Here is a 22,324-nt window from a genome sequence, read left to right on the forward strand (position 1 = left end):
AAGCGCCTAGATCAGCAACAGGATTTTCAGGGCGAAGTAGATCCACATCGCCAGCAGCACGAGCACGCCGGCAAGCCAGACCGTCGAGCGCCGGCCAAGATCGTTCGAGGTGACGAATACGCCGGCATGGGCAAAGCGTGTCACGACGAACACCCAGGACATCAGCACAATGAAGAGATCGGCGTGGCGCAGCGGCAGCGCCAGCGCGATCAGGGCGTAGAACAGCACCGGCAGCTCGAACTGGTTGCGGTAGCAATTGGCGATCTGTGTGGCGCCCTTGGGCCAGTTCGGCTCGCCGAGCGCAATGTCGCGGATCCTGGTCTGCCCCGAGACCAGCGCCTTCCGGCGCCCGAACACCATGCCGATCAGCAGCGCGAAGGTGAGCCCGACCTGCACGAAGACCGGCAGCAAAACCATTTGAACAGACATCGGAACTTTCCCGTGAGGCGGCATGCCCGCGGACCGTCATTAGCCGCGACGTCTCCTGCTGACAATCGGAGAAATGGCACGGCGTTCCGGTCCCCCGACCCTTTTGCGAGAGTTGACAAGCCGCCCGCGCGATCCGCTATCGCGTGCTTTAAACGTTGCCCGCTTTAAACTTTGTTTCATCGCGGATTTTGCGCGCGCGTCATCGTTCCGACGTTTGGCCGGATGATAGTTCGCGCATGTCGGAATTCCGCATCACCCAGATTTCAGACACGCATCTCGGCCAGCGCTTTCCCGGCCTGGTCGCGAACTTCCATCGCGTCAGCGAGCACATCGACGCAAGCAGGCCGGATCTCGTGATCAACACCGGCGATGTGTCGTTCGACGGCCCGAGCAGCCCCGCCGATGTCGAATTTGCGAAGCGCCTGCACGCGGCCCTTCCGGTCGAGTGCCGCTACATCCCCGGCAATCACGACATCGGCGACAACCCGACCGCGCTCGGACCTGCGCCGAGGCCGCCGATCGCGGAACCGCACCGCCGGCAATTTTGCGACATCATCGGCGAAGATCATTGGTCGTTCGAGGCCGCCGGCTGGCGCTTCATCGGCCTCAACTCGCTCGTCATGAATTCAGGCCTCGCATTCGAGGCCGAGCAATTCGACTGGCTCGCTTCGGAGCTTTCGCGCGTGAACGGCAAGCCGGTCGCGCTGTTCATCCACAAGCCGCTGTTTCTCAACCTGCCCGACGATCCTGAACTCCCGGAGACCTCGATCCGCTACGTGCCGCAGCCGGCGCGCGCGCGGCTGATCGAGATGTTTGGCAAGGTTGATCTGCGCCTCATCGCCAGCGGTCATGTGCACCAGCGCCGCGACTTCACATTCCATCACGTCAGGCACGTCTGGGCGCCATCGGCCGGCTTCAAGATCAACGATCAGCGCCAGGACCGGATCGCGATCAAGGAGACCGGTCTCGTCGAGTACCGCTTCGCCCCTGACAGCTTTGAAGTCCGCCACGTCCGCGCCGCGGGGCAGGTCGATATCGACATCGAGGAGCTGTTCGCCCAGATGGGCGGCGAGCATTGACGCGCGGCCTCAGGCGACGCTCTTGAGGTCCTGCTGGATCGCGGCGAGCAAAGACTGCAGCGCCTCGCTGCTCACCGGCGGAACGTCGGCCTTCGCGGGCTGGACACTGGCCGCCTGCGCAGCCTTGACTGGACGTTTCGGAAACGGCGGTGGAGGCGTCGGTATCACGGGAGTGACGAACTCGCCCTCCTCATCGGCGCGCACGAACTTGCCGTGGATGACGTCGTCATGGCGGCCCATGACATACATGGCCGCCCAGTAGCCGGCAGCCAACAGGATGACGCAGAAAATACCGATCTCAAACATCGCAACGCCCTAAATATGCGCAATGATTCAATGCCTTCGCCCTGAGGTCAATGAACCCTCGGTCACACAAGCGGGTTTTTGCGGGAAGGTGTTGCCGATCGGTAACGCTTTGTTAACCACCGGTGTCAGGGGTGTGACACCGGTGCAACTATCAGACGTCGCAGGCACACTGGAGACGGTTCAGGCTTGGCAGTTCTAAGCCTTGTCCGGCCCGACCCGGACCAGTTGCTTGCCGAAATTGGCGCCCTTCAGCAGGCCCATGAACGCGCCGGGAGCGCTCTCGAGGCCCTCGGTCACGAACTCCTTGTACTTCACCTTGCCGCCCTGGACCCAGCCGGACATGTCGCGCAGGAAGTCGCCGTGACGCGAGGCGAAGTCCGAGACGATGAAGCCGCGGAACGTCAGCCGCTTGGTCAGCGTCGCACGCATCATCGATGCCGCCCATTTCGGCGGCTTGGCTTCGGTGTCGTTGTAATGGGCGATCAGCCCGCACACCGGCACGCGGGCGAAGGGATTGAGCAGCGGGAACACCGCCTCGAACACGGCGCCGCCGACATTCTCGAAATAGACGTCGATGCCTTTCGGGCAGGCATCCTTCAGCTTGGCCGCGAGGTCAGGATCGCGGTGATCGATGCAGGCATCGAAGCCGAGCTCCTTCACCACGTAGTCGCACTTGTCCTTGCCGCCGGCGATCCCGACCGCGCGTGCGCCCTTGATCTTCGCGATCTGTCCCACCGCAGAGCCGACCGCGCCCGACGCACCGGCGACGACGACAGTCTCGCCTTCCTGCGGCTTGCCGATGTCGAGCAGGCCCGTGTACGCGGTCATGCCCGGCATGCCGAGCACGCCGATCGAGGTCGAGATCGGACCAAGCTTCGGATCGACCTTGATCAACCCCTTGCCATTCGAGATCGCATGCGTCTGCCAGCCCGTGCGTGCACGCACGATGTCGCCCTTGGCGAAGTCAGGATTGTTGGAGGCCGCGACCTCGCTCACCGCCTCGCCTTCCATCACGCCGCCGACCGGCACCGGCGCGGCATAGGATGGACCATCGCTCATGCGCCCGCGCATGTAGGGATCCAGCGACAGCCAGATCGTGCGCAGCAGAACTTCGCCCGCGCCGGGCGTCGGGACGGCGAATTCCTCTAAGCGGAAATCAGATGATTTTGGTTCGCCGACGGGACGTGCGGCGAGAACGATGCGTTTTGCTTGGGACATGATGGCTTCCTCCTGATTGCTTGTCGACGACGGAAGCGGAGGCAGCAAGGCTCGTCAATACAAAAGGACTGGATTGCTTCGCTTGCAATGACGAGGTTTAAGGAACGCGCCGATTCTCCATCGTCATGCCCGGGCTTGTCCCGGGCATCCACGAGGCCGCAAAGCAAGACCCAAGACGTGGATGGCCGGGTCAAGCCCGGCCATGACGAACGAAAGAGCGGAACGGACGAGAGCCGAAGACTAGCCCCCGCCCGGATAGTTCGGCGCCTCGCGGGTGATGGTCACGTCGTGAACGTGGCTTTCGCGCAGGCCTGCGCCGGTGATGCGGACGAAATTCGCCTTCTCGTGCAGTTCCTTCATGTCCTTGGCACCGACATAACCCATCGCGGCACGCAGGCCGCCGGCGAGCTGGTGCATGACATTGCCGACGGGGCCTTTGTAAGGCACCTGCCCTTCGATGCCCTCCGGGACGAGCTTGAGCGAGTCCTTGATGTCCTGCTGGAAGTAGCGGTCGGCCGAGCCGCGCGCCATCGCGCCGACCGAGCCCATGCCGCGATAGGCCTTGTAGGAACGGCCCTGCCACAGGAACACTTCGCCGGGAGTCTCGTCGGTACCGGCGAGCAGCGAGCCGACCATGGCGATGTCGGCGCCGGCGGCAAGCGCCTTGGCCAGATCGCCGGAGAACTTGATGCCGCCGTCGGCGATGACGGGGATGTCGGACTTCTTCGCCGCTTCCACCGCATCCATGATCGCGGTGAGCTGCGGCACGCCGACGCCGGCGACGATGCGCGTGGTGCAGATCGAGCCCGGGCCGATGCCGACCTTGATGCAATCGGCACCCGCATCGATCAGCGCCTGCGCGCCCTCTGACGTCGCGACGTTGCCGGCGACGACCTGCACGGAGTTGGAGAGACGCTTGATGCGGTTCACCGCGTGCAGCACGTGACGCGAATGCCCGTGTGCGGTGTCGACGACGACGAGGTCGACGCCGGCATCGATCAGGCGCTCGGTGCGCTCGAAGCCGGTGTCACCGACGGTGGTGGCGGCGGCGACGCGGAGGCGCCCCTGGGCGTCCTTGCAGGCGAGCGGATGGGCGACCGCCTTCTCCATGTCCTTCACGGTGATCAGGCCGACGCAGCGATACTGCTCATCCACCACGAGCAGCTTCTCGATGCGATGATGGTGCAGCATCCGTCGGGCTTCGTCCTGGCTGACATTCTCGCGCACCGTCACGAGCTTCTCGTGCGTCATCAGCTCCGAGACTTTCTGCCGGCGGTCGGTGGCAAAGCGCACGTCACGGTTGGTGAGGATGCCGACCAGCTTGCCGGGCGTGTTCTTGCCGGCACCGGTGACGACGGGAATGCCGGAGATGCCGTGATCGCTCATCAGCTTGAGCGCGTCGTCGAGCGTGGCTTCGGGGCTGATGGTGAGGGGGTTCACCACCATGCCGGACTCGAAGCGCTTGACCTGCCGCACCTGAGCGGCCTGGCCTTCGGGATCGAAATTGCGGTGGATGACGCCGAGACCGCCGGCCTGCGCCATGGCGATCGCCATGCGGGCCTCGGTGACGGTGTCCATGGCGGAGGCCATGATCGGGATGTTGAGCGGAATGGCGCGGGTGACGCGGGAGCGAATGTCGACCTCGCCCGGCATGACGTCGGACAGGCCGGGCTTCAACAGCACGTCGTCGAACGTAAAGGCTTCGCGGATGCCCTGAAGTTGCACCGTGGCCATCTGCCAACTCCTTCCTGCGGCCGTGCCGCAAATAAGTATGGATGAGCGCCACCCTCGGCGTGCCTTGCGGCATCGCCGGGGATTCGGAGCCCATCGGTGGGGTTGACGCGGGTCGATAGCACGGCCGCGTGACGAATCAAAGCAAATCGGACCGCTGGCCAGCCATGCACAGGCTTTTTTGCGTCGATTCAGCGGGGATAGCCATCCCCACCGCCATTCCGGGGCGCGACCAAGTCGCGAGCCCGGAATCCATCGCTCAGCAGCCCCTGCGGTCCAATGGATTCCGGGCTCGCGCCAAATGGCGCGCCCCGGAATGACGATGGAGCGAGAGGCCGTGTCCCTCTCCGGCAGCGAGCCCCAATAGGAAGAACGCTCCGGCGTCACGCAGGATTTAGGTGCTATGCGTTGATCCGCAATGGTCGGGCGCCGGTGGCGGTGTTAAGCCGCAATCCTCGCACCTCCTTCCGATTTCCATTACCAATCCGTCATGGTCGACAAGCAACGCATCATCCCGCTGATCGTGGCCACTGCTCTCTTCATGGAGAACATGGACTCCACCGTCATCGCCACCTCGCTGCCGGCGATCGCGGCCGACATCGGCACCAGCCCGCTGACGCTGAAGCTTGCGATCACCTCCTACCTGCTGTCGCTCGCGGTGTTCATCCCGGCGAGCGGCTGGACCGCCGACAGGTTCGGCGCGCGCATGGTGTTCGCGATTGCGGTCGGCGTGTTCATGATCGGCTCGGTGGGCTGCGCGCTGTCGGGCTCGGTGACCGATTTCGTGTTCGCGCGCATCCTGCAAGGCATGGGCGGCGCGATGATGACGCCGGTCGGGCGTCTGGTGCTGTTGCGCTCTGTCGACAAGAGCGCGCTGGTCAACGCAATGGCGTGGGTGACGGTCCCTGCCCTGATCGGTCCCGTGATCGGCCCGCCGCTTGGCGGCTTCATCACGACTTACGCGTCGTGGCACTGGATCTTCCTGATCAACATCCCGATCGGGCTGCTCGGCATTTTCATGGCCTTGAAGTTCATCGATCCCATCAAGAGCGAGACGCAGGAGAAGTTCGATCTCTACGGCATGGTGCTCGCGGGCGTCGGGCTTGCCGGCATCGCCTTCGGCCTGTCGGTCGCCGGCCTCAATCTGCTGCCCTGGAGCACCATCGCGGCCCTTGTCCTGGGCGGCTCGATCTCGATGACGCTTTACGTGATTCATGCCCGCCGGACCGGCTCGCCGGTGCTGGACTTTTCACTGCTGCGGCTGCCGACGCTGCGCGCGGCCGTCATCGGCGGCTTCATGTTCCGGCTCGGCATCGGCGCGCTGCCCTTCCTGCTGCCGCTCTTGATGCAGATCGGCTTCGGGCTGTCGCCGTTTCATTCCGGCCTCGTCACCTTCTCCTCCTCGCTCGGCGCGATGGGCATGAAGACGCTGGCGGCGCGTCTCATCCGCGCCTTCGGCTTCCGCAATCTGATGACGGTGAATGCGCTCGTCAGCGCGTTCTTCCTCGGCGTCTGCGCGCTGTTCACGGTGACGACCCCGCTCTTGATCATCATGGTGATCCTGGTGGTCGGCGGCTTCTTCCGCTCGCTGGAGTTCACTGCGATCAACACGGTGGCCTATGCCGACGTCGACAGCCCTCAGATGAGCCGCGCCACGACGCTGGTCAGCGTCAACCAGCAGCTCGCGGTCTCCGCCGGCGTCGCGGTCGGCGCCGCCTCGGTGGAAACGACGATGTGGCTGAACCACGTCAGCGAGCTCAACGCCACCGTGTTCATGCCGGCCTTTGTCGTGGTCGCGCTGACCTCGGCGGCCTCGAGCTGGTTCTTCTGGCAGATGCCCGCCGATGCCGGCCACGAGATCTCGGGCCGCACGGCGCTCGAGGTCGCAAGCCGCAAGGGTGCAGCCAAGAGCGCAGCGACCGCCGCCGTCAAGACGGCCACGGAAGACACGCAGGACATGCGGGATCAGCGGCTTGGGTAGCGGCTCCGTCTTCGCTCCCGCCACGAAGCCAGGCGCTCACTGCGGCATCACGGCCTTCGCATTGTCAGATGAAAATGCAGGGGGCACGTCGAACTTGCCGGTCTGCAGATCGTATCGGCAGTGCCAGCCGTTCACGACGCCCGTTTGCTCGTGTTTGCGCCCCTTGACGTCAGCATCACCGGACAGGCCGATCACAAGATAACGGTTCGCGGGCCAATCGACGCCCAGCTTGCGGTAATTGTCTTCGAGACCCTCCCACAGATAGGCCGCCTCGTGATACTCCGGCGCCTTGATGATCTTTCGCCAGTCGGGCCGGCTCTTCATGTAGGCCCACGCGAGGTCGCCGAGCGGTTTTTTGGTCGCGCTCACAAAGCCCTTCGGCGCGAAGCGATAAAGATAGAGCGACTGTTCACCAGAGCCGGTCTTCTGCAGGCGAATGATCCAGTTCTGGTCGTTGGTGAAGACAAAACCCGCCGGGTACCCGGCCGGCTCCGGATCAAGCAGCGCGAACGTGTCCGCCCGGCGCGCAAAGAACAGCCATTTCCACTCATCGGTCTCCTGGTTCAAATATTGCTCGATCGTGGTCGCACCGTCAGGCGACGTCCTGGTGTGCTTCTCTGCAATTGCGTATCCCGGAGGCGGAGCTGCAGGCTCCGCGGCAGATGCCGCGCTACAGATGCCGGCACCGCAAGCCATCAGCAGGCCGGCAAGGAGCGCCTCGCACCAGGATGTCCTGCCCTTCATGTCGCAACTCCATTGATCCGGCCACTGGTTTAAGTCGCGCATCTCCGGATCAAGTTCATTGTGCGGGGACGGCCGGGCGGCGCGCCGCCATGGCCACCCCCGGCGGCGCAGAGCAATCGCATATGAGAGGACTTTTCCCTGCGGCCATCCTTCGAGACGCCCGCTTGGGCGGGCTCCTCAGGAGGATGAAGACGGAGTGCGTGGCAGCAGCTTCAGCGGGCACCGAAGAGCCTCATCCTGAGGAGACCGCGCAGCGGTCGTCTCGAAGGACGAGGCGCGCGCTCAGGCAGCCCAAAAGGTCATATGCGATTGCCCTGCCCGGCGGCGGGCGACGGTTTGAGTCTCGGCGGATTGGCTATGGTTCGATGTCCCGGCCGGTCGTGCGCGACAAGCGCGCTCGTCCTTACGCCTTCGACTCGCCCCGAAACCCCGTCGCCAGCACATACCGCTCCGAGGAATCCTGCCGGCTTGCGGACGGCTTCACATGACGCACCGTTGCAAAGTCCCGCTTGAGCTGGGCGAGCAGATCGGCGTCGGCCCCGCTCTGGAACGTTTTCGCCAGGAACGTGCCGCCGGGCTTGAGCACGTCGCACGCAAACGCAGCGGCGGTCTCGATCAGGCCGACGATGCGGAGCTGATCGGTCTTGCGGTGGCCGGTGGTGTTGGCGGCCATGTCCGACATCACGATATCGGCGCCGCCGCCCAGCATCGCGGTGAGCTTCGCTGGCGCGTCGTTCTCCATGAAGTCGAGCTGCGCGAAGTCGACGCCGGCGATCTCAGGCATCGCGAGCAGATCGATCGCAACGACCTTGCCCTTGCCGTCGACCGAGCCGACGCGCTTGGCGGCGATCTGGCTCCAGCCGCCCGGCGCCGCGCCAAGATCGACCACGGCCATGCCTTGTTTCAGCAAGCGGTATTTGTCGTCGATCTCGAGCAGCTTGAAAGCGGCGCGCGAGCGATAGCCTGCGGCCTTTGCCTTGGCGACATAGGGATCGTTGAGCTGCCGCTCCAGCCAGAGCTTCGACGACAATTTGCGCTTGCCGCCGGTCTTGACCTGAACGTGCAAGCGGCCGGTGGTGTCTTTGGCCATCTCACCAGCTCCTGAGCGCGCCGTCCTCGCGCATCATCTCGACCAGCATGCCCTCGCGCAGGCCCCGGTCGGCGACGCGCAGGCGCGGCAGCGGGAAGGCGTGCCTGATCGCATCGAGGATGGCGCAGCCGGCGAGCACGAGATCAGCACGCTCGACGCTGATGCAGCTGTTGCCCGCGCGCTCCTCGTAGCTCATGCCGAGCAGCTTGTTGATGGTCGCGGTGATGTCGGAATCGTTCATCCAGATGCTGTCGATGCGGCGGCGATCGTAGCGAAGGAGGTTGAGGTGGATACCGGCAAGCGTCGTCACCGTGCCCGAGGTGCCGAGCAGGTGCATGTCGGCGAGATCGCGGCCATGCTCGTCCGCGAACGGCGCGACGTGGCTCGCGACCGCCCGCTCCATCGCGGCATAGATCTCCGGCGTCACGTCGCGGCCGCCGAACTGCTCGGCGAGCGTGACCACACCGTACGGGATCGACATCCACGCCTTGATGCGCGGCTCCGGATTTTGCGAATCGCGCTCGATGCGCACCAGCTCGGTCGAGCCGCCGCCGATATCGAACAGGATCGCGCCCCGGCCCTTCGGATCGACCAGCGGGGAGCAACCGAGCATCGCGAGCGAGGCTTCGGTCTCGCGGTCGATCACCTCGAGCTCGATGCCGGTCTCCGCCGCGACACGGCTGCGGAAGCCCTCCGCGTTCGAGGCCGCGCGGCAGGCCTCGGTGGCGATCAGCCGCAGCCGCCTGGCCTTGCGCAGGTTGATCTTGTCCCGGCAGATGCTGAGCGCGGCGATGGCGCGGTCGATCGCGGCCTCGCTGATGCAGCCCGTCGCCGAGACGCCCTCGCCGAGCCGGATGATGCGCGAGAAGGAATCGACCACGCGAAAGCCATCGTGGGTCGGGCAGGCGATCAGGAGCCTGCAATTGTTGGTTCCGAGGTCCAGCGCCGCATAGACGCCGGTTCCCGGCGCCTGCGCGCCGACAACCGGTTCAGTGGCCAACGCCACCGCCGCCGACCCCTCCAGCTCACCGTGCGGCCCATGATGCGTCACATGGCCGTCGCGGAGCCGCGTGTCGTCATTCATACAAACTGTCTTTCCGCGGCCCATGGGGCCGATCTGGAATTGCTTTTTCGCCTGAAACATTAGCAGCGCGGCAGGCCTGCGCAACAACGCATCACATGGGACCATGCCCATTCGTGCGTTGTCGTGAACGGGACCGTGCGCTATTTTTGTGGGGTCCGGCCCTCCAGGCGCCCCCTAAATGCGCAATTGCCGGCTTTTCAGGTCATTTCCATGCAAGAACACACCAAATCGTCCACGCTCGAAAATGCTATTGCACTGCAAAAATACGGCGTCGGGCAGCCGGTCCGCCGCAAGGAGGACGACACGCTGGTGCGCGGCAAGGGCCGCTACACCGACGATTTCAACCTGCCCGGCCAAGCCTATGCCGTGATCGTCCGCTCGACCCACGCCCATGGCGTGATCCGCGGCATCGGCCTTGATGCAGCCAAGGGGATGCCGGGCGTGCTGGGCGTGTGGACCGGCAAGGACCTCGATGCCGCCGGCTACGGCCCCTTCACCTGCGGCCTGCCGCTGAAGAGCCGTGACGGCTCACCCCTGCTGCAGACCAACCGGCACCCGCTGGCGACCGACAAGGTGCGCTTCGTCGGCGACCCTGTCGCCTTCGTGGTGGCCGACACGCTCGCCCAGGCGCGCGATGCGGCCGAGGCGGTCGAGCTCGATATCGAGCCGCTGCCGGCGGTGACTGACCCCGAGGAAGCGGCAAAGCCCGGCGCGCCGCAGCTCTACGATCACATCCCGAACAATGTCGCGCTCGATTATCACTATGGCGACACGGAGAAGGTCAACGCCGCTTTCGCCAGCGCCGCCCATGTGACCAGGATCGACATCGAGAACACCCGTGTCGCCGTGGTCTCGATGGAGCCGCGCGTCGGCCTCGCCTCCTACGACAAGACCACCGAGCGCTACACCATCCAGATGCCGACGCAGGGCGTCGCGGGCAACCGCGCCAACCTCGCCAAGAACCTGAAAGTGCCGAACGACAAGGTGCGCGTCCTCACCGCCAATGTCGGCGGCTCCTTCGGCATGAAGAACGTCAACTATCCGGAATACATGTGCATCCTGTATGCGGCGAAGGCGTTGGGACGCCCGGTGAAGTGGCTCGACGAGCGCTCCACCGCCTTCCTCTCCGACAGCCATGGTCGCGGGCAAAAGATCCATGCCGAGCTCGCGCTCGACGCCGAGGGGCATTTCCTCGCGGCAAGGCTGTCCGGCTATGGCAATCTCGGCGCCTACATCACCGGCGTCGCGCCGAGCCCGCTCTCCCTCAACACCGGCAAGAATTTCTCCAGCGTCTACCGCACGCCGCTGATGGCGGTCGACATCAAGACGGCGCTGACCAACACCACGCTGATGGGCGCCTATCGCGGCGCCGGCCGGCCCGAGGCCAACTACTACATGGAGCGGCTGATCGACCGTGCCGCCGACGAGATGGGCATCAACCGGCTGACGCTGCGCAAGCGCAACTTTATCAAGCCGAACCAGATGCCGTTCCCCGCCTCGTCAGGCGTCACCTATGACAGCGGCGACTTCCAGGCGGTGTTCACCAAGGCGCTCGACATCTCCGATCACGAGAATTTCGCCAAGCGCAAGAAGGAGAGCAAGAAGGCCGGCAAGTTGCGCGGCATCGCGGTCGGCTCCTATCTCGAAGTTACCGCACCGCCCGGCCCCGAGCTCGGCAAGATCGTGTTCGATCCCGATGGCACCGTACAGCTGATCACCGGCACGCTCGACTACGGCCAGGGCCATGCGACGCCGTTCGCGCAGGTGCTGTGCGCGCAGCTCGGCGTTCCCTTCGAGAGCGTGAAGCTGGTGCAAGGCGACAGCGACATCGTCCACACCGGCAACGGCACCGGCGGCTCGCGCTCGATCACGGCGACCGGACAGGCCATCGTCGGGGCCGCAAAGCTCGTCATCGAAAAGGGCAAGCGCGCCGCCGCATACATGCTGGAGGCCTCGGAGTCCGACATCGAGTTCGCAGATGGCGCCTTCACCATCGCCGGCACCGATCGCAGCATCGACATCATGGAGCTCGCCAGGAAGCTGCATGACGGCAAGGTGCCGGAGGGCGTGCCTGACTCGCTCGATGTCGATCATACCAGCGAACCCATTGCCTCGGCGTTCCCGAACGGCTGCCATGTCGCCGAGGTCGAGGTCGATCCTGATACGGGCGTGGTGCAGATCGTGCGCTACAGCGCGGTGAACGATTTCGGCACCGTGATCAACCCGATGCTGGTGGCGGGCCAGCTCCATGGCGGCGTGGTCCAGGGCATTGGCCAGGCGCTGATGGAGCATGTCCGCTACGACGAGAGCGGCCAGCCGATCACGGGCTCACTGATGGACTACGCGCTGCCCCGCGCCGAGGACGTGCCGTACATGGAGGTCGGCGACCACCCCGTGCCCGCCAAGAGCAATCCGCTGGGCACCAAGGGCTGCGGCGAAGCCGGCTGCGCCGGCAGCCTGTCGACCGTGGTGAACGCGGTGGTCGATGCGCTGTCGGACTACGGCATTAAGCACATCGACATGCCGCTGACCCCGGAGCGCGTGTGGCGAGCGATCCAGGATGCGAAGGGCAAGGCGGCGTAAATTGCGCTCTCTCGTTCGTCATGGCCGGGCTTGTCCCGACCATCCACGTGGAGCGGCACCAAGAACGTGGATGCCCGGGACAAGCCCGGGCATGACGGTGCGGCGATGGTGTGCCCCTTCCCTACGCCGCCGCCTGCTCCCGCGGCTGATAGATCGCAATGTGCTGGCAATGCGCGATCGGCGTCGTGCCATTGGCGACGACGAGGGCATCGAGCTCGACGAAGCGGTGGCCTTTCTTCTCGTAGTTTGCCATGACCTTCGCCCGTGCGGTGATCTCGTCGCCGGCGCGCGCGGCTGACAAGAGCTGCATGCGGCTACCGACATGGATCCAAGGGCCCAAAATGGTGTTGTCGACCAGCACGCGGTTCATGACGCGCTGGATCAAGCCGGGATGGCCGAACCCTTCGCGCGCGAAGATCGGATCAGTCTCCCTGATATCGGCGAGATAGCCGGTTGCGTCGGGCCCGGCCCAACGGCGCGGCGTCGTGCCCAGCCATTTGCCGACCTCGAAGATTTCAGGGCTGACGGGCTTGCGTTCGGCGACTGCGGGCACCTCGACATAGTCGCCCAATGACATTGCTGGCGCAGCGGCCGGGAGCGACGCCGTGCCCGTCGCACACAGCTCGGTGCGGCTGAACACCTCGATCGTGAGCAGGCCGTTGTGCTCGGTCGCATCGACATCGGCGGTCTCGCCGTCATACACGGGCTTGACGAAGCGGGCCTCGATCAGCCCGCGCGACAGGAAATCGCGGCCCCAGCGCGCGAGCGGCACGTGCATCATGTAGGCGAAGACATCGACGCCGGGGACGAGCCCACCGGAAAAGCCGAAGCGGCGCGCCACCGTATCGTCATGCATCTTGTTTTCGGACTGTTTGGCGGTGTTGTAGGCCTCGACGCGGTAGGTTTCGAGCCGGTTCGGCATGGCTGGCTTTTCCCTGTATTCTTGTTGTTTCGGACCCGATCGTAGGCCCCCGGGAACACCGGTCAATCCCCTCGCCTTTGCGGCCCGAATGGGGTACCACGCGGCGAATGACCGACACCCCCACCCGCATCTATGTCGACGCCGACGCCTGTCCGGTGAAGGACGAAATTTATCGCGTCGCGCTCCGGCACGGCGTGCCCGTCAGCGTGGTCGCCGGCAATTTCATCCGTGTGCCCCACGATCCCCTGATCGAGCGCGTCGCGGCCGGCTCCGGCATGGATGCCGCCGACGACTGGATCGCGGAACGGGCGAGGCCAGGTGACGTCGTCATCACCTCGGACATTCCGCTGGCGAGCCGCTGCGTGAAGGCCGGCGCCGACGTGATTGCGCCGAACGGCAAGCCGTTCACGGAAGAATCGATCGGGATGACGCTTGCCGTGCGCAATCTGATGACGGATTTGCGCTCGGCCGGCGAAGTCACGGGCGGCCCGCGCTCGTTCTCGTCGCGCGACCGCTCCGCCTTCCTCTCGGCGCTCGACCAGACGCTGCGCCGAATCCAGCGCCGCCGCGCCGATCAGGCCGCAACAAGCCAGAGCTAGCCATGGCGCCCCCGCTGATCCAGCTCAAGGATATCAAGCTCACCTTCGGCGGCACGCCGCTGCTGTCGGGTGTCGAACTCAATGTCGCACCATCTGAGCGCGTCTGCCTGATCGGCCGCAACGGCTCCGGCAAGTCGACGCTGCTCAGGATCGCGGCCGGCCTTGTCGAGGCCGACAGCGGCACGCGCTTTGTGCAGCCCGGCGCGACCGTGCGCTACCTGCCGCAGGAGCCTGATTTCGGCGAGCACAAGACCACGCTCGCCTATGTCGAGGCCGGCCTCGCGCCCGGAGACGATCCGTATCAGGCGCGCTATCTGGTCGAGCAGCTCGGACTGACCGGCAACGAGAATCCGGCCAACGTCTCCGGCGGCGAGGCGCGCCGCGCGGCGCTCGCACGCGTGCTGGCCCCCTCGCCCGACATTCTGTTGCTGGACGAGCCGACCAACCATCTCGATCTCTCCACCATCGAATGGCTGGAAAAGGAGCTCGACTCCCGGCGCAGCGCGCTGGTCATCATCAGCCACGACCGCCGCTTCCTGACCAATCTCTCGCGCTCCACAGCGTGGCTCGACCGCGGCAGGATCAAACAGATCGATCGCGGTTTTGCCTCGTTCGAGAGCTGGCGCGACGAGGTGCTGGCCGAAGAAGAGCGCGACCAGCACAAGCTCGACCGCAAGATCGTCGACGAAGAACACTGGCTTCGCCACGGCGTTTCCGGCCGCCGCAAGCGCAACGTCAAACGGCTCGCCAATCTGCATACGCTGCGCGACCAGCGCCGCAACTACCGCGGCACGGCCGGCACCGCCAGCCTCGCTGCCGCCGAGGCCGAGCAATCCGGCAAGCTGGTGATCGAGGCGAAGAACATCGCCAAGGCGTTTGGCGATCGCACGATTGTCGATGGTTTTTCGACCCGCATCCAGCGCGGCGACCGGCTCGGCATCATCGGCCCGAACGGGGCCGGCAAGACCACGCTGGTCAATCTGCTGACCGGCGGCGCCCAGCCCGATTCCGGTATCGTGCGGCTGGGGGCCAATCTGGAGACCGCCACGCTCGACCAGCACCGCGAGAGCCTCGATCCCAAATCGACGCTGGCCGAGGCCCTGACCGGGGGCCGGGGCGACCAGATCATGGTCGGCGGCAAGCCGAAGCACGTCGTCGGCTACATGAAGGACTTCCTGTTCGCCCAGGAGCAGCGCGGCACGCCCGTGGAGGTGCTGTCGGGCGGCGAGCGCGGCCGGCTGATGCTGGCGCGCGCGCTGGCGAAACCCTCGAACCTGCTGGTGCTGGACGAGCCGACCAACGACCTCGATCTCGAAACCCTCGACGTGCTCGAAGACATGCTCGGCGATTACGAGGGCACCGTCATCCTGATCAGCCATGACCGCGACTTCCTCGACCGCGTCGTGACGTCCGTGATCGCGCCCGAGGGCAACGGCAAGTGGATCGAATATGCCGGCGGCTACAGCGACATGCTCACGCAACGCGGCGCCGACCTGAAGCGCGAGACCGCGAGGGCGCCGGCGCCTGCGGAGAAGAAAGAGGGGCGCGCGGCCGCGCCCGCCTCTGCGTCCAAGCGCAAGCTGAGCTTCAACGAGAAGCACGCCCTCGAGACACTGCCGAAGAAGATGGAGACGCTGCAGGCCGACATCGCAAGACTGCAGCGCGTGCTCGACGATCCCAACCTCTACGCCAGGGATCGCAAGAAATTCGACGATACTTCCGCGGCCATCGCCAAGGCGCATGAAGAATTATCAGCCGCTGAAGAGCGCTGGCTCGAACTTGAAATGCTCCGCGAAGAAATCGAACAGGCATAACCAATGACCACACCCCTCGCCGCCAAGATCGCCCGCGAATACGGCACGCCCTGCGCCGTCATCGACATGGACAAGGTCGAGCGCAACATTGCGCGGATCCAGAAGGCCTGCGACGATGCCGGCATTGCCAACCGTCCGCATATCAAGACCCACAAGAACCCGACGATTGCGAGGATGCAGGTCGCGGCCGGCGCCAAGGGCATCACCTGCCAGAAGATCGGCGAGGCCGAGATCATGGCCAATGCCGGCATCGACGACATCCTGATCAGCTACAATCTGCTCGGCGAAGAGAAGATGGCGCGCCTCGGCTCGCTCAATGCCAAGACCAACATGACGGTTGCCGCCGACAATTCGACCGTCATTGCCGGTCTGCCGAAAGCCGCTGCGGCTTCGGGCCGTCCGCTCTCTGTGGTGGTCGAATGCGACACCGGCCGCAAGCGCGCGGGCGTCGAGACGCCGGCCGAAGCGATTGCGCTGGCGCGCGAGATCGCGGCGTCCAAGGGGCTGGAATTCGCTGGCTTCATGCTCTACCCGACCGAAACGGGCTGGGGCGACGCACAGAAATTCTACGACGAGGCGCTCGCCGGCGTGCGCGCCGTCGGGCTCGATGCCAAGATCGTGTCCACCGGCGGCACGCCGAACCTCGTCAACATCGGCAAGCTCAAGGGCGGCACCGAGCACCGCTTCGGCACCTACATCTACAACGATCGTATGCAGGTCGCGGCCGGCTCAGCGACCTGGGACGACTGCGCGCTGTACATCTATTCGACGGTCGTGAGCCGCGCCGCGCCCGAGCGCGGCATTCTCGATGCCGGTTCGAAGACGCTGACGACGGATACCGGCGGGCTCGACGGCCATGGCCTGATCCTGGAACATCCCGAAGCACGAATCGCGAAATTCGCCGAAGAGCACGGCTTCCTCGACCTCTCCCGCAGCAATACGCGGCCAAATGTCGGCGATGTCGTCCGTATCGTGCCGAACCATGTGTGCGTCGTCGTCAACATGATGGACGAGGTGGTGATGGTCCGCGGCGACGAGATCATCGGCACGCTGCCGGTGGCGGCGCGGGGCAAGCTGCGGTAGAGGCACGCTGTAGGGTGGGTTAGCCGAAGGCGTAACCCACCACTTCCCTCGATGCGGATACAGACGTGGTGGGTTACGCTTCGCTAACCCACCCTACGATTTCTTGAGCCAGCCCAACACACCCCTGCCCGCCGCTGCTCCCGTCGCAAACGAGGCCTGCAGCAGGTACCCGCCGGTCGGGGCTTCCCAGTCCAGCATCTCGCCGGCGGCGAACACACCCGGCAGGCTGCGCAGCATGAAGTTTTCGTCGAGCTCGTCGAAGACGATCCCGCCAGCGGTCGAGATCGCACGTTCGATCGGGGCGGCACCGGTCAGCTGAACCGGAATTGCGTTGATCAACTGTGCAAGCTCCGCCGGCGACAGCGCGGCCAACGAGCGGCCGGATGCAATGGCCGCCTCCTGCATCAGGCCGATGCCGACCGGCGACACTTGCGCCGCCTTGCGCAGGAAGTTCGCGAGCGACTGCTTGCCGCGCGTGCCCGACAGGCGCGTGGTCAGCGCGGTCGTATCGAGATCGGGCCGCAACGCGATCATCAGTGTCGCCTGTCCGATGCTCAGCACTGCCTCGCGCAGCTCCGCCGACAGTGCATAGATCGCGCCGCCCTCGATGCCGCTGCGGGTGATCATCGCTTCACCGCGCACGGCGTGCGCGCCGATCGTCAGCGCCACGCCCTTGAGCGGCTGGCCTTCGAAACGATCGCGGAACACATCGGACCATGCGACCGTGAAGCCTGAATTGGCCGGCCGCAGCTTCGAGACCGCAACGCCTTTGGCCTGGAGGATATCGACCCAGCCGCCGTCGGAGCCAAGCCGCGGCCAGCTTGCGCCGCCGAGCGCGAGCACCGTTGCGCTCGCGGCGACGGCAAGCGGGCCGTCGGGCGTTTGAAACTGCAACCGCCCCTGTTTGTCGCAGCCGCTCCAGCGATGCCGAAACGCGAATTTCACGCCTGATGCATTGAGCCGCCGCAGCCACGCGCGCAGCAAGGGCGAGGCCTTGAACGTCTTTGGAAACACCCGCCCGCTGCTGCCGACGAAGGTCAGCTGCCCCAGGCCTGCGCTCCAGTCGCGCAGCGCGTCGGGCGGAAACGCTTCGACCGCCGCGCGCAGATTCGGCATCGCCTCGCGATAACGCGTGAGGAAATCCGCCAGCGGCTCGCTGTGGGTCAGATTGAGGCCGCCGCGGCCAGCCATCAGGAATTTGCGGCCGGCGGACGGCATGGCGTCGTAGACGGCGACGCTGGCGCCACCTCGCGCCAGCACCTCCGCCGCCATCAGCCCGGCGGGACCCGCACCGATGACGGCGACATCAGTCAGAGCTTGATCCCCGCCCGCGCCGCGGCCTGCGCCACGTATTTCTGCGTCTGCTCGAATGCGCCGGCAAGTGCCCTCGCCTTCGACATGTCGCTGATCTCGGCGAAATGCGCGGCGACCGCGTCCGGCGTCCACTCCGATTCCGGCAGGTTGATGCCTTCGCTCTCCAGGATCTTGATCACGGCGAAGGAGCCGGCACCGGCGCCCATGATGGTGCGCGTCGGCGCGTCCTCGCTCAGCATGTACTCGACCGCGGGCGTGATCGCGTTCGGCTTCATGAGCTGCAGCGCCTGCGGCGGCAACAGCTCTTCGGTCATGCGGGTCGCGGCCGTCGGCGAGATGATGTTGACGCGGATGTTGTTCTTGCGGCCTTCCTCGGCGAGCACGTTCATCAGGCCGACCATGCCCGATTTCGCCGCGCCGTAATTGGCCTGGCCGAAATTGCCGTAGAGGCCGGACGACGAGGTCGTCAGCACGATGCGGCCGTAATTGCGGTCGCGCATGCCGGCCCAGACCGCCTTGCAGCAGTAGAAGGTGCCGACGAGATGCACGTCGAGCACCTTCTGGAAATCGGCGGCTTCCATCTTGCCGAACGACTTGTCACGCAGGATGCCGGCATTGGCGCACATGATGTCCACGCTGCCCCACTCCCTGGTGGCGCGCTCGACCATGGCGGTGACCTGCTCGAAATTCGAGACGTCGGCGCCGTCGGCCATCGCGGTGCCGCCGACTTTCCGGATCTCCTCGACCACGGCCTCCGCCGGCGACAGCGAGCCGCCGCTGCCGTCGCGTGCGCCGCCGAAATCGTTGACCACGACTTTCGCGCCGCGGCTGGCGAGCCCGAGCGCATGCGCCCTGCCGAGACCATTGCCTGCGCCGGTGACGATGGCGACGCGTCCGTCAAACCTGATTGCCATTGTGCTTCCTTGTGCTTTCTTCCCTTCTCCCCTTGCGGGAGAAGGTGGCGCGAAGCGCCGGATGAGGGATATGTCTCGGCTGATGAGCGCGTGGAGAGATACCTCTCACCCGGCTTCATCTCGCTCCGCTCGATTTCGCCACCCTTTCCCACAAGGGGAGAGGGTGCACCGAGCGCGCTTTGACACGCTTTTGAGCAGCGACGAAGGGCTTGGTCAAGCCCGCCCGGACCTACGCGAAATAGATCAACCCCAGCCAGTCGGCGACCAGCGCGGGCTTGTCCTCGCCTTCGATCTCGACCGTCACGTTGGTACGGGACTGCAACTCGTTGGGCTTGCGGACCCTGGCCTCGGCCAGCACGAAACGGCCGCGGACGCGCTTGCCTGAGCGCACCGGCGAAATGAAGCGCAATTTGTCGAAGCCGTAATTCACGCCCATCGTGGTGCCCGCAATCGCCGGCATCACTTCGTAGGACATCACTGACAACATCGACATGGTCAGGAAGCCGTGCGCGATGGTGGTGCCGAACGCGGTGTCCTTGGCCCTCACCGGGTCAACATGGATGAACTGGTGATCCTCGGTCACGTCGGCATAGGTGTCGATGCGGGGCTGATCGATCAGGTGCCAGGACGAGACTCCGATCTCCTTGCCGACCAAGGCCTGATAGGCCTCCAGCGTGATCGGCGGCGACTTCCAAATCTGGTTCACTCAGGTCTCACTTCTTGTTTTCGGCAGCTCCGGAAAATCCTCCTCACGGAATTCCCGGCCGCGCAGCGGATCGTCGCGATCATTGTCGCGTTCGAGCCGTCGTAGCTGCACGCGGCGGATTTTGCCAGAGATCGTCTTCGGCAGTTCGGTGACGATCTCGAGCCGGCGGACGCGCTTGAACGGCGCCAGGCGCGTGTGCAGGTGCTTGAAGATGGACAGTGCCGTCTCCGGCGTCCGCTCCGCGCCTGATGTCAGCAACACGAAGGCCTTGGGGATCGCGAGCCGGATGGGATCCGGGCTCGGCACCACCGCGGCCTCCGCGACGAGCTCATGCTCGAGCAGCACGCTCTCCAGTTCGAACGGGCTGATGCGATAGTCGGAGGATTTGAAAACGTCGTCGGAGCGGCCGACGAAGGTGAGATAGCCATCCTCGTCGGCGAAGACCACGTCGCCGCTGCGATAGAGCTCGCCCTCTGCGCCCGAGAGCTTGCCGTCGTCACCCTGATAGCCCTGCATCAGGCCTGCTGGACGATCGGCACCAAGCAGGAGAGCCACCTCGCCCTCCTTGGCCGGATGGCCATCGGCATCGCTGACCTGCACGCGATAGCCGGGCAACGGGCGGCCCATCGAGCCGACCTTGATCTTTTGCCCCGGCGAGTTGCCGGCGAGCGCAGTCGTTTCAGTCTGGCCGTAACCATCGCGGATGGTGAGGCCCCAGGCGGCCTGCACCTGGTCGATCACTTCGGGATTGAGCGGTTCGCCGGCGCCGCAGACTTCGCGAAGGGCCATCTTGAACGAGGCCAGGTTCTCCTGGATGAACAACCGCCACACGGTCGGTGGCGCGCACAGCGTGGTGACGCCGCAGCGGCCAATAGTGGCGAGCAGGCTCTTCGCGTCGAAGCGCGGCTGGTTGACGACGAACACGGTGGCGCCCGCGTTCCACGGCGCGAAGAAGCAGCTCCAGGCGTGCTTGGCCCAGCCGGGCGACGAGATGTTGAGATGGACGTCGCCCGGTTTCAGCCCGATCCAGTACATCGTGGAGAGATGGCCGACGGGGTAGCTGCGCTGGCTGTGCCGGACGAGTTTTGGCTTCGCCGTCGTGCCCGAGGTGAAATAGAGCAGCATCGGGTCGTCGGCATTGGTCGGACCATCGGGCGTGAAGCTCTCCGACGCCTTCGCAGCCTCGTCAAAAGCGAGCCAGCCATCGGATGCCTCGCCCACCACGATACGGGCGACACCGTCAACGCCAAGGCTCGCGAACTTCGCAACCTGGTCCTGCGCAGCCACCACCGCCTTCGCTCTGCCGCGATCGAGCCGGTCGCGCAGCTCCTCGGCGGTGAGCAGCGTCGTCGCGGGAATCACGACGACGCCGAGCTTGATTGCCGCGAGCATGGTCTCCCACAGCGGAACCACATTGCCGAGCAGCAACAGCAGGTGATCACCGCGTTTCAGGCCCTGCGCGCGAAGGAAGTTGGCGACCTGATTGGAACGCTTCGACAGCGCCGCGAACGACAGTTTCGTCTGCTTGTCCTGCGCGGCGTCGACGATCCAGAGCGCGGGCCGATCCTTGCTCTCCGCATTTGTCGCGAGCTCGGCGTCGAACCAGTCGAGGGCCCAGTTGAAGGGGGCAGGATCGGGCCAGCGGAAGTCTTTGACCGCTGTCTCGTAATCCGTGCGGTGCTGAAGAAGAAATGCGCGCGCGTCCTGAAATGTCGTCATCCGGCTTCACCACGTTCACTGCCGTCATCCTGAGGAGCCGCGAAGCGGCGTCTCGAAGGATGGCCACAGATACCGTCTTCTCATCCTTCGAGGCTCGCGTTGCTCGCACCTCAGGATGATTTCGATCGAGCAAGTCCCCTAACGTGCTTGATAATCCCGGAAAAATCCACCCCGCCCTGGCCGGCCTTGTCGAACGCCTGGTAGATCTCCTGCGCATGCTGGCCGAGCGGCGTCGCTGCGCCTGCGGCCTTCGCGGCGTCCTGCGCAAGGGTCAGATCCTTCACCATGAGCGCCGAGGCAAAACCCGGCTTGTAGTCGTTGTTGGCGGGCGAGGTCGGCACCGGCCCCGGGACTGGACAATAGGTCGTGAGCGACCAGCACTGACCCGATGAGGTCGAGGCCACGTCGAACAGCGCCTGGTGCGAGAGGCCGAGTTTTTCGCCCAGCGCAAAGGCCTCGCTCACCGCGATCATGGAAATGCCGAGGATCATGTTGTTGCAGATCTTGGCCGCCTGGCCTGCTCCGGCGCCTCCGCAATGGACGATCTTCTTGCCCATCTTCTCCAGCACGGGCTTTGCTGCCGCGAACGCGCCCTCCTCGCCGCCGCACATGAAGGTGAGTGTCGCACCCTTGGCGCCGCCGGTGCCGCCGGAGACCGGCGCGTCGACCGAGAGCACGCCATTCCTGGCCGCGAGCTCATGGGCGGCCCTCGCGCTCTCGACGTCGATGGTGGAGCTGTCGATGATCAGAGTGCCCTTGGTCATGGCGGGAACGACCTCGTTCCAGACGCCGAGCACATGCTTGCCTGCGGGAAGCATGGTGACGACGACGTCAGCACCCTTGACTGCGCCAGCGGCGCTGTCCGCGATGTCGGCGCCATCGGCCTTGGCCTGATTGCGGGAGGCTTCGACGAGATCGAACGCCACCACCTTGTGGCCGGCCTTGACCAGGTTGGCGGCCATCGGGCCGCCCATATTGCCGAGACCGATGAATGCGATCATGGCCATT

General features: G+C 65.3%; 19 protein-coding genes. 6 read left to right on the plus strand and 13 right to left on the minus strand.

Features of this window, described 5'->3' with window-relative positions; genetic code table 11:
- Positions 1-6 precede the first annotated feature (6 nt).
- Entirely contained in the window at positions 7-429 is a 423-nt protein-coding gene (locus tag JQ621_RS05020; protein ID WP_212233281.1) for an MAPEG family protein, read from the minus strand.
- Positions 430-665: 236 nt separating this feature from the next.
- On the opposite strand from JQ621_RS05020, the gene JQ621_RS05025 reads away from it, so the two are divergent.
- Positions 666-1,508, plus strand: a complete 843-nt coding sequence (locus JQ621_RS05025) for a metallophosphoesterase family protein (RefSeq protein WP_212233282.1) — start codon at positions 666-668, stop codon at positions 1,506-1,508.
- 9 nt (positions 1,509-1,517) lie between these two features.
- Here the strand turns inward: JQ621_RS05025 and JQ621_RS05030 are convergent, their stop codons facing one another.
- The 3 genes from JQ621_RS05030 to guaB form a co-directional block, all read right to left on the minus strand.
- On the minus strand, positions 1,518-1,814 hold the full coding sequence (locus JQ621_RS05030) for a hypothetical protein (RefSeq protein ID WP_212233283.1): 297 nt from the start codon (positions 1,812-1,814) through the stop codon (positions 1,518-1,520).
- A gap of 195 nt (positions 1,815-2,009) precedes the next feature.
- Positions 2,010-3,032 (minus strand): NADP-dependent oxidoreductase, encoded by a 1,023-nt coding sequence (locus JQ621_RS05035; protein ID WP_212233284.1) that lies wholly within the window; start codon positions 3,030-3,032, stop codon positions 2,010-2,012.
- A 240-nt stretch (positions 3,033-3,272) separates the two neighbouring features.
- Positions 3,273-4,766: an IMP dehydrogenase gene (gene guaB, locus JQ621_RS05040; RefSeq protein ID WP_212233285.1), complete on the minus strand. Its 1,494-nt coding sequence runs from the start codon at positions 4,764-4,766 to the stop codon at positions 3,273-3,275.
- Between the two features lie 487 nt (positions 4,767-5,253).
- On the opposite strand from guaB, the gene JQ621_RS05045 reads away from it, so the two are divergent.
- Positions 5,254-6,744: an MFS transporter gene (locus JQ621_RS05045; RefSeq protein WP_212233286.1), complete on the plus strand. Its 1,491-nt coding sequence runs from the start codon at positions 5,254-5,256 to the stop codon at positions 6,742-6,744.
- Between the two features lie 36 nt (positions 6,745-6,780).
- Here the strand turns inward: JQ621_RS05045 and JQ621_RS05050 are convergent, their stop codons facing one another.
- From JQ621_RS05050 to JQ621_RS05060, 3 genes are all read right to left on the minus strand, one after another.
- Positions 6,781-7,311 carry a hypothetical protein gene (locus JQ621_RS05050; RefSeq protein ID WP_249124666.1) on the minus strand — a complete coding sequence of 177 codons (531 nt, stop codon included), beginning with the start codon at positions 7,309-7,311 and terminating at the stop codon, positions 6,781-6,783.
- Between the two features lie 580 nt (positions 7,312-7,891).
- Entirely contained in the window at positions 7,892-8,578 is a 687-nt protein-coding gene (locus JQ621_RS05055) for an RlmE family RNA methyltransferase (RefSeq protein WP_212233287.1), read from the minus strand.
- A gap of 1 nt (position 8,579) precedes the next feature.
- The gene (locus JQ621_RS05060; RefSeq protein ID WP_212233288.1) at positions 8,580-9,662 is read right to left on the minus strand and encodes a Ppx/GppA phosphatase family protein; all 1,083 of its coding nucleotides are present in this window, start codon (positions 9,660-9,662) and stop codon (positions 8,580-8,582) included.
- Positions 9,663-9,872: 210 nt separating this feature from the next.
- On the opposite strand from JQ621_RS05060, the gene JQ621_RS05065 reads away from it, so the two are divergent.
- Positions 9,873-12,245, plus strand: a complete 2,373-nt coding sequence (locus tag JQ621_RS05065) for a xanthine dehydrogenase family protein molybdopterin-binding subunit (RefSeq protein WP_212233289.1) — start codon at positions 9,873-9,875, stop codon at positions 12,243-12,245.
- Between the two features lie 121 nt (positions 12,246-12,366).
- On the opposite strand, the gene JQ621_RS05070 is transcribed toward JQ621_RS05065, so the two are convergent.
- Positions 12,367-13,167, minus strand: a complete 801-nt coding sequence (locus JQ621_RS05070; RefSeq protein ID WP_212233290.1) for a hotdog family protein — start codon at positions 13,165-13,167, stop codon at positions 12,367-12,369.
- A gap of 107 nt (positions 13,168-13,274) precedes the next feature.
- Here JQ621_RS05070 and JQ621_RS05075 point away from each other — a divergent pair, with 107 nt between their 5' ends.
- Genes JQ621_RS05075 through JQ621_RS05085 form a run of 3 tightly spaced genes read left to right on the plus strand, consistent with a single transcriptional unit; the run spans position 13,275 to position 16,663 of the window.
- A complete protein-coding gene (locus tag JQ621_RS05075; protein ID WP_212233291.1) occupies positions 13,275-13,766 on the plus strand; it encodes a YaiI/YqxD family protein in 492 nt (163 codons plus the stop codon).
- A gap of 2 nt (positions 13,767-13,768) precedes the next feature.
- A complete protein-coding gene (locus JQ621_RS05080; RefSeq protein WP_212233292.1) occupies positions 13,769-15,580 on the plus strand; it encodes an ABC-F family ATP-binding cassette domain-containing protein in 1,812 nt (603 codons plus the stop codon).
- Positions 15,581-15,583: 3 nt separating this feature from the next.
- A complete protein-coding gene (locus tag JQ621_RS05085; RefSeq protein WP_212233293.1) occupies positions 15,584-16,663 on the plus strand; it encodes a D-TA family PLP-dependent enzyme in 1,080 nt (359 codons plus the stop codon).
- A 93-nt stretch (positions 16,664-16,756) separates the two neighbouring features.
- Here JQ621_RS05085 and JQ621_RS05090 read toward each other — a convergent pair whose 3' ends face one another.
- The 5 genes from JQ621_RS05090 to mmsB all read right to left on the minus strand — a co-directional run bounded on the left by JQ621_RS05090 (position 16,757) and on the right by mmsB (position 22,323).
- Positions 16,757-17,977, minus strand: a complete 1,221-nt coding sequence (locus JQ621_RS05090) for a BaiN/RdsA family NAD(P)/FAD-dependent oxidoreductase (protein ID WP_212233806.1) — start codon at positions 17,975-17,977, stop codon at positions 16,757-16,759.
- Positions 17,974-18,891 carry an SDR family NAD(P)-dependent oxidoreductase gene (locus tag JQ621_RS05095; RefSeq protein WP_212233294.1) on the minus strand — a complete coding sequence of 306 codons (918 nt, stop codon included), beginning with the start codon at positions 18,889-18,891 and terminating at the stop codon, positions 17,974-17,976. Before JQ621_RS05095 ends, JQ621_RS05090 begins: the two co-directional genes overlap by 4 nt.
- A 229-nt stretch (positions 18,892-19,120) precedes the next feature.
- A complete protein-coding gene (locus JQ621_RS05100; protein ID WP_212233295.1) occupies positions 19,121-19,597 on the minus strand; it encodes a MaoC family dehydratase in 477 nt (158 codons plus the stop codon).
- Complete coding sequence (locus tag JQ621_RS05105; RefSeq protein ID WP_212233296.1) at positions 19,598-21,316, minus strand: AMP-binding protein; 1,719 nt, start codon at positions 21,314-21,316, stop codon at positions 19,598-19,600.
- A 110-nt stretch (positions 21,317-21,426) separates the two neighbouring features.
- Positions 21,427-22,323, minus strand: a complete 897-nt coding sequence (gene mmsB / locus JQ621_RS05110; RefSeq protein ID WP_212233297.1) for a 3-hydroxyisobutyrate dehydrogenase — start codon at positions 22,321-22,323, stop codon at positions 21,427-21,429.
- Position 22,324 lies beyond the last annotated feature (1 nt).

Origin of the sequence: Bradyrhizobium manausense (genome assembly GCF_018129685.1) — a bacterium.
Taxonomy (GTDB): Bacteria; Pseudomonadota; Alphaproteobacteria; order Rhizobiales; family Xanthobacteraceae; genus Bradyrhizobium; species Bradyrhizobium manausense_D.